This is a genomic window from uncultured Wocania sp., from assembly GCF_964021735.1.
Taxonomy (GTDB): Bacteria; Bacteroidota; Bacteroidia; order Flavobacteriales; family Flavobacteriaceae; genus Wocania_A.
The window spans coordinates 1-7,143 of sequence record NZ_CAXIBN010000162.1 but is presented as its reverse complement, the minus strand read 5'-3'; the positions used below and the strand labels follow the sequence as shown (position 1 = coordinate 7,143).

At 33.6% G+C, this 7,143-nt stretch carries 3 protein-coding genes; 1 reads left to right on the top strand and 2 read right to left on the bottom strand.

What is annotated here, in order from left to right; translation table 11 throughout:
- A partial coding sequence (locus AADI82_RS12440) for an amino acid--tRNA ligase-related protein (protein WP_341216752.1) occupies positions 1–680 on the bottom strand: 680 nt, incomplete at its 3' end.
- 266 nt (positions 681–946) lie between these two features.
- On the opposite strand from AADI82_RS12440, the gene AADI82_RS12435 reads away from it, so the two are divergent.
- On the top strand, positions 947–3,526 hold the full coding sequence (locus AADI82_RS12435; protein ID WP_341216751.1) for an alpha/beta hydrolase: 2,580 nt from the start codon (positions 947–949) through the stop codon (positions 3,524–3,526).
- Between the two features lie 79 nt (positions 3,527–3,605).
- Here the strand turns inward: AADI82_RS12435 and AADI82_RS12430 are convergent, their stop codons facing one another.
- Entirely contained in the window at positions 3,606–7,142 is a 3,537-nt protein-coding gene (locus AADI82_RS12430; RefSeq protein WP_341216750.1) for an efflux RND transporter permease subunit, read from the bottom strand.
- Position 7,143: the final 1 nt, after the last annotated feature.

The following is a 7,143-nucleotide window of genomic DNA, read 5'->3' as shown; positions in this document are numbered from 1 at the left end:
TCTGCACGTAAATCTTCATCTCTAAAACATTTTACAATCTGAAAATATTTATCCATGCCACCAACCATAAGCAATTGCTTAAAGGTTTGAGGCGATTGTGGCAATGCATAAAATTGTCCTTCATTCATTCGACTTGGTACTACAAAATCACGTGCACCTTCTGGAGTTGACTTTATTAAATAAGGCGTTTCAACTTCAATAAAACCTTCATTAGATAAGTAATTTCGAACTTCTTGAGTGACTTTAGCTCTAAAAATTAAACTGTTTTTTACAGGGTTACGACGAATATCTAAATAGCGATATTTCATTCTAATATCTTCGCCGCCATCGGTTTTGTCTTCAATAGTAAACGGCGGTAATTTTGCTTCATTTAAAACATTTAATTCTGAAACTAAAATCTCAATATCGCCCGTTGGCATATTGGGGTTTTTTGAAGCGCGTTCAATAACTGTTCCTTTAACTTGAACAACAAATTCTCGACCTAAATTTTGAGCTTGTTCGATTAATTCTTTTGAGGTGCGTTCTTCATCAAAAACCAATTGCGTAATGCCGTAGCGGTCGCGTAAATCGACCCAAACAATAAACCCTTTGTCGCGAGATTTTTGAACCCAACCTGCAAGGGTAACTTCTGTGTTTATATGAGAGGCGTTTAATTCGCCACAATTATGACTTCTATACATGCTAGTGAAATTGAAGTGCAAATTTAAAGAAATAACCATGTACATGACCTATTTTATCTGTCTTTTTTAAAGTTTTAAAAGTTCTTTATTGGAGACTTATTGTTGTTGGTCGAAAAATATTTTTAGATGAAATTAAATGCCTAATTTTACTCGATAATCGAGATTTAAATACTCGGAAGTTACTTTGAAAATTTTAATCTCTTTTCTTACTAAATGCCTTTTGAGCTTACTCGAAGGTAGTTAACTAAAATAAAAATCGATTTATAATGCATTTAACCAGAATTAAAACAAGTGTCATCTTACTATTTTTGATGATTGGGTCTTCAACCTTAATAGCACAGCAACGTACAGGAAATATTGTTGAATATTTCGGAAAAGAAAAAGTTAACGATATTAAAGAAGGAACACTTTTACACGTTTTTAAAACAGGATTAGCTTTAAAAATTCAGAACTATAAATTTAACTCATCGGCATTTCCAAAAGACCAAGTTTTTAGTCGGTTTTTAATGCAAGCTAATTATGAGCCTGAAAATGATGATGTTTTCGATATTGACTTTACAGGCAATGAATTAAAATGGAAAGCCATTGCAACTGATACTACAAATAGTTTTAATGATAGAAATTTAAGATCGAGTTATGTGTATTTAAGTTACAATTCTAACAGTGAGCAAACAGTGCTTTTTGAAGCTTCAGGTCACTCGCTTGTTTTAATTAATGGATTGCCACATGAAGGTGATCATTATGATTTTGGGTGGAATTTAATTCCTTTAAAATTGAAAAAAGGATTAAACAAGTTCGTGTTGAAAGTGGGTCGTTTCCCCAGAATTAGAGCCCGATTGATTGCCCCTCAAACGCCAGTTCAATTTACCACCCGCGATGTAACATTGCCCGATCTTTTGGTTGAAGAAGACAAAACCTATTTGGGCGCTATCAGAATAATTAATACCTCAGATAATTGGGTTGAAAGCCATACGATTACCTCTGAAATTAATGGTGTCTCGTTATCGTACCAAATCCCAAACATCCCGCCTTTAAGTGTTCAAAAAGTACCTTTTAAAATAGCTTCTGTTTCAGATGAAAAACAACTTGGAAAAGTCGATTTAAAATTAAGTTTGAATGCTAAAAATGGCGTATTAATAAGCATGAATACCATTCAAATTGAAATAAAATCTAAGCATAACCACCATAAGCGCACTCTTAAAAGTAATGTAGATGGCAGTATACAATATTACAGCGTCTCGCCGTCAAGTAACAAAAATTTAGAGAACGGCGCCTTATTTTTATCGGTACATGGTGCTTCGGTTGAAGCCGTAAATCAGGCTAATGCATATAAGAAAAAAGATTGGGGTAATTTAATAGCGCCAACCAATCGTCGTCCGTTTGGGTTTGCATGGGAAGATTGGGGACGTATAGATGCTTTGGAAGTTTTAGCAGATGCTAAAAGCATTTACAAACCCGATAGCAAAAAAATATATTTAACAGGTCACTCTATGGGAGGTCATGGTACGTGGTATCTGGGTGCAACCTATCCCGATAAATTTGCAGCTATCGCACCATGTGCGGGTTATCCAGATTTACTTTTATATAGAGACGGATTTACAAAAAGAATGATAAACATGCCGGAAGACCAATTAAAACGTTTTGGAGTTACCCCAAAAATATTGGAGCGAATAACAACGGAACATGTTCCAACTGCAATTGAAGACATGATTCACAGAGCAGGAGCTCCTAGTAGAACGTTGCAACTTATTCGGAACTATTTGCATCATGGAGTTTATGTGTTGCATGGCGAAATTGATAATGTAGTACCTACGGATATTGCTCGTGATATGCGCGAACGCTTAGGGAAATTTCATCCAGATTTTACGTATTACGAATATCCAAATGGTACGCATTGGTATGGAAACCATAGTGTAGATTGGGATCCTATTTTTAATTTTTTTAAACAGCGAACCATTAAAGATGATAATGATAAAAAAAAGTATGAATTTTTTACAGGTTCGCCTGGGGTTTCTGCATCATCTCATTTTATAACGATTCATCAGCAAGAAAAGGCTTTTGAAACGAGTTCGTTTAAGTTTTCAAAAGAAGATGGTTATCAATTAACAACTGATAATGTGGCTTTAATTGAAGTTGATTTTTCAGCTTTAAAAGATGATAATTCAAGTATTAAAATTGATGAAACTTCATTAGAAATTCAAAATGATAAAAAAGTATTTTTTAAGAAAGTTGATAAAAAATGGCAAACGACATCATCACCCAGCTTAAAAGAAAAAGGGCCTCATAGAAATGGTGGTTTTAAGGACGCTTTTAGAAATAATGTGGTGTTTGTTTACGCTACAAATGGTACTGCCACAGAAAATGAATGGTATTATAACAGAGCAAGATTTGATGCAGAAACGTTTTGGTATAGAGCCAACGGACATATAGAAATTGTAAAAGATGTCGATTTCTCTTTAAACAAATATACCGATAGAAATGTTGTGATTTATGGTAATGCAGATAATAACATGGCTTGGAATAAACTTTTAAAGGATTGTCCAATACAAGTAAAGGATTATGGTGTTAATTTTAATGGGAAATCACTATTTGGAAACCAATGGGGAATGTACTTTATTGTACCAAGAAAAGATAGCAATAAAGCGAGTGTAGGCGTAGTTGCTGCAACAGGAAGCAAAGGCATGAAAGCCGCTTATATGAACCATTATTTAGTAAACGGTACTACATTTCCTGATGTTTTACTTTTTGACGATGAGGTTTTGTTAAACGGGATGCCTGCTGTTAAATGTGCTGGTTTTTTTGGAAACGATTGGTCTGTTGAAACTGGTGATTTTGAGTGGAAGTAGTCTAAAAAAAAAGAAACTCCAGATTTTCAATTAAGAAATTCTGGAGCTCTACAATTAATTGAGTTAGTCGTAAATTAAATTAATCTTCTAATCGCTCATCCGTATTTAATACTTCTTGTGGCACAAGTTCTTCTTTGTAATGAGCTACTCTATCTTTATAAAGCCACATTTTAAATTTAGTTGCCAAATAGAATAAAATTGGAACAACGATTAAGGTTAAGAACGTTGCTATTAGTAAGCCGTAAATAACAGTCCATGCTAATGGCCCCCAAAAAATTACGTTATCACCACCCATGTAAATATTGGCATCAAACTCACTAAACAATGTAAAGAAATTAATATTTAAGCCAGTTGCTAAAGGAATCAATCCTAAAATAGTGGTAATTGCAGTTAACAAAACAGGTCGCAAACGTGCTTTTCCTCCTTTTACTATAGCCTCTAAAAGTTCATTATTTTCAATATATTGATTATCTTCTAAATTATGTTCTATCTTTTTTCTATCAATAAGTAATTGTGTATAATCAAGGAGAACAACGCCATTATTTACTACAATTCCTGCGAGCGATATAATTCCCATCATGGTCATCATAATAACAAAAGAGCTTCCTGTTATAACAATGCCACCAAAAACGCCAATTAAGCTTAAAAATATGGCTAGCATGATAATTCCTGGTTTAGAAACCGAGTTAAATTGGAAAATTAAGATGAAAAATATAAGCCCCAAACCAGTTAGGAATGCTCCATTTAAAAAGTTTTGTTGTTTTTCTTGTTCTTCAATTTGTCCAGTAAAATCAATTCTTACACCATCGGCTACTTCGTTTTCTATAAACGCTTTTGTTTCGTTTTCAATTTGAGATACAATGGCCCTAGCATCAATAAAACCAGGTGCTAATGCAGAATATAATGTTACTACACGTTTTACATCTCTATGTTTTATAGCACTAAAACCAGAGTTGTTATTATGTTTTGCTACAGCAGATACTGGAATTTCTTTTATTTGTCCAGATGCCATATCTCTAAATGTTATTTTCTGATTAAAAATAGCACTAGTATTGTATCTGTTTTCTTCATTAAAGCGTACATAAATATCATAATCTTCGCCATCTTTTTTGTATATGCCAGCTTTAGCACCAAAAATAGAGTTACGTAATTGTTGTCCAACTTGCCCAGAAGTAACACCTAATTCACCAGCCTTTTTTCTATCAACAAGAACTTGCATTGTTGGTTTAGATTTATTTACATCAATTTTTAACTCATCAATACCTTGAATATTTTTAGAATTAATTAAATCACGCATTTTTTCTGCGGTAGCAATAAGTTGAGAATAGTCTTCTCCTTCAAGTTCTAAGTTTATTGGATAACCAGCAGGAGGGCCAACAGGATCCTTTTCAACAGATATACTCACTCCTGGGTAAATTCCTTTTAAGTCTTCTTGAATTTTTTTAAGAAGTTCGTTACTATCTGCGCCTTTACGGTATTTATACTCGCGCATGGTTGCAGTTATTTTACCACGATGTGGCATTTCTGCAGCAGAACCACCATCGGTTTGTGGATTTCCAGCACCTTCCCCCACTTGAGATACAGCACTTTCTGTTAAAAAGTTGAAATCACCTTCAAAATATACTGGATCATTAATAATTTTATAAACACGTTTTTCAATATCCTTTGTAATGGCATTGGTTTTTTTAATATCGGTACCTTCTGGATATTCGATGTAAACTATAATTTGATTTGGTGTATTGTCTGGAAAGAATTCAACTTTTGTGCGTTGGCTTCCAACTGATGCGCCAAAGCCCATAAAAGCAATAAAAAGAAGAATAACTGTTCCTATAGTTATAATTGCGGGCATTTTTCCGCTCAAAGCTTTGCGGAGTGATTTTTCATATAAACTTTCCCATTTTGGCAAGATTTTATTTTGAAATCCGTTAGACCATTTTCTTAAGAACAATCTATAAATCCAAAGTAGTATAACAGTCACAATCATTAATGTGCCTAAACCACGATACGCTCCACCAAATAAAAGAATCAATAAGCCTATAACCCCAAAAATCACTGATATTTTAATGATTTGTTTTAAAGGCATGTTTTTATCTTCAGTAGTCATAAATTGAGACACCATTACAGAGTTAAAGAAAATAGCAACAAATAATGATGATCCTAAAACAACTGATAATGTTATTGGGAAATAAATCATAAACTGTCCCATAACTCCAGGCCATAATCCTAACGGAACAAAAGCCGCCACTGTTGTTGCAGTTGAAATAATAATTGGAAAGGCAATTTCGCCAATACCTTTTTTTGCAGCTTCAATTCTACTCATCCCTTCTTCACTCATTAAACGATAAACGTTTTCTACTACAACAATACCGTTATCTACCAGCATTCCTAAGCCCATAATTAACCCAAAAAGAATCATTGTGTTCATGGTATAGCCTAACATGTTCAAAATCATAAGGGACATAAACATAGACATAGGAATCGCAAACCCAACGAATAAGGCATTTTTAAATCCTAAAAAGAACATTAAAACGGTAACTACGAGAATAATACCAAAGATGATATTATTAACTAAATCATCAACTTGACCAATAGTTTTTGATGATTGATCGTTTGATATCGTTATTTTTAAATCTGGTGGAAAAACATTTTCTACGGCGTCATTTACAATAACTTGAATTTGTTCTGCGGCATCAACCATATTTTTGCCAGCACGTTTTTTAACATCTAGCATAACTACAGGTTCACCAAATTCTCTAGCATAGGTGGTTTTATCTTCGTCTTTAAAGGTTACAGTTGCAACATCTCTTAAATAAATGGGGTTATTATGTTCAGACTTAACAACAAAACGCTCTAGTGCATTAGGATTATCAATTTCACCGATAATTCTTATAGTTCGTCGTTGTCCGCTAGATATTAAATTTCCAGCAGACATAGTCATGTTTTCTCTATTAATGGTGTTAATAACATCATCAAAACTTACTTGCGCAGCCATCATTTTATAAATGTCGACAGCGACTTCAACTTCTTTTTCCTGAGCACCTCTAATGTCTACTTGTTTAATTTCTTGCAAGCTTTCAATTTCATCTTCAAGATATTCGCCATATTCTTTTAACTTATCAACAGGATAATCACCAGAAATATTAATATTTAGGATAGGAATTTCCTCAGACATGCTTAAATCGAACACATTAGGCTCTACTTTAGCACCATTAAAGGTTGGCCAATCTTCACCAGAAGTTTCAGAGTCTACTTCATCTTTTACTTTTTGTTTTGCAGCTTCAACAGATATATTTTCATCAAACTCTACAATAACAATGGAGTAATCTTCTTGTGAGGTTGAGGTAATTTCAACCACATTACTTACAGTTTTAAGCTTATCTTCTATGGGGTCTGTTATAAGTTTCTCAATATCTTCTGCAGTATTTCCTGGGTATATAGAGCTTATATAAATTTTGGTTTCTTTTATTTCTGGGAAACTTTCTCTAGGCATACTAAAATATGCTTTGGCTCCGAGGAATAAGATCAACGCAATCAACACATACATGGTTGTTTTATTATTAATAGCCCAAGAGGATAAACCAAACTCTTTATCAACTTTTTTCTTTTTATTTGTCATT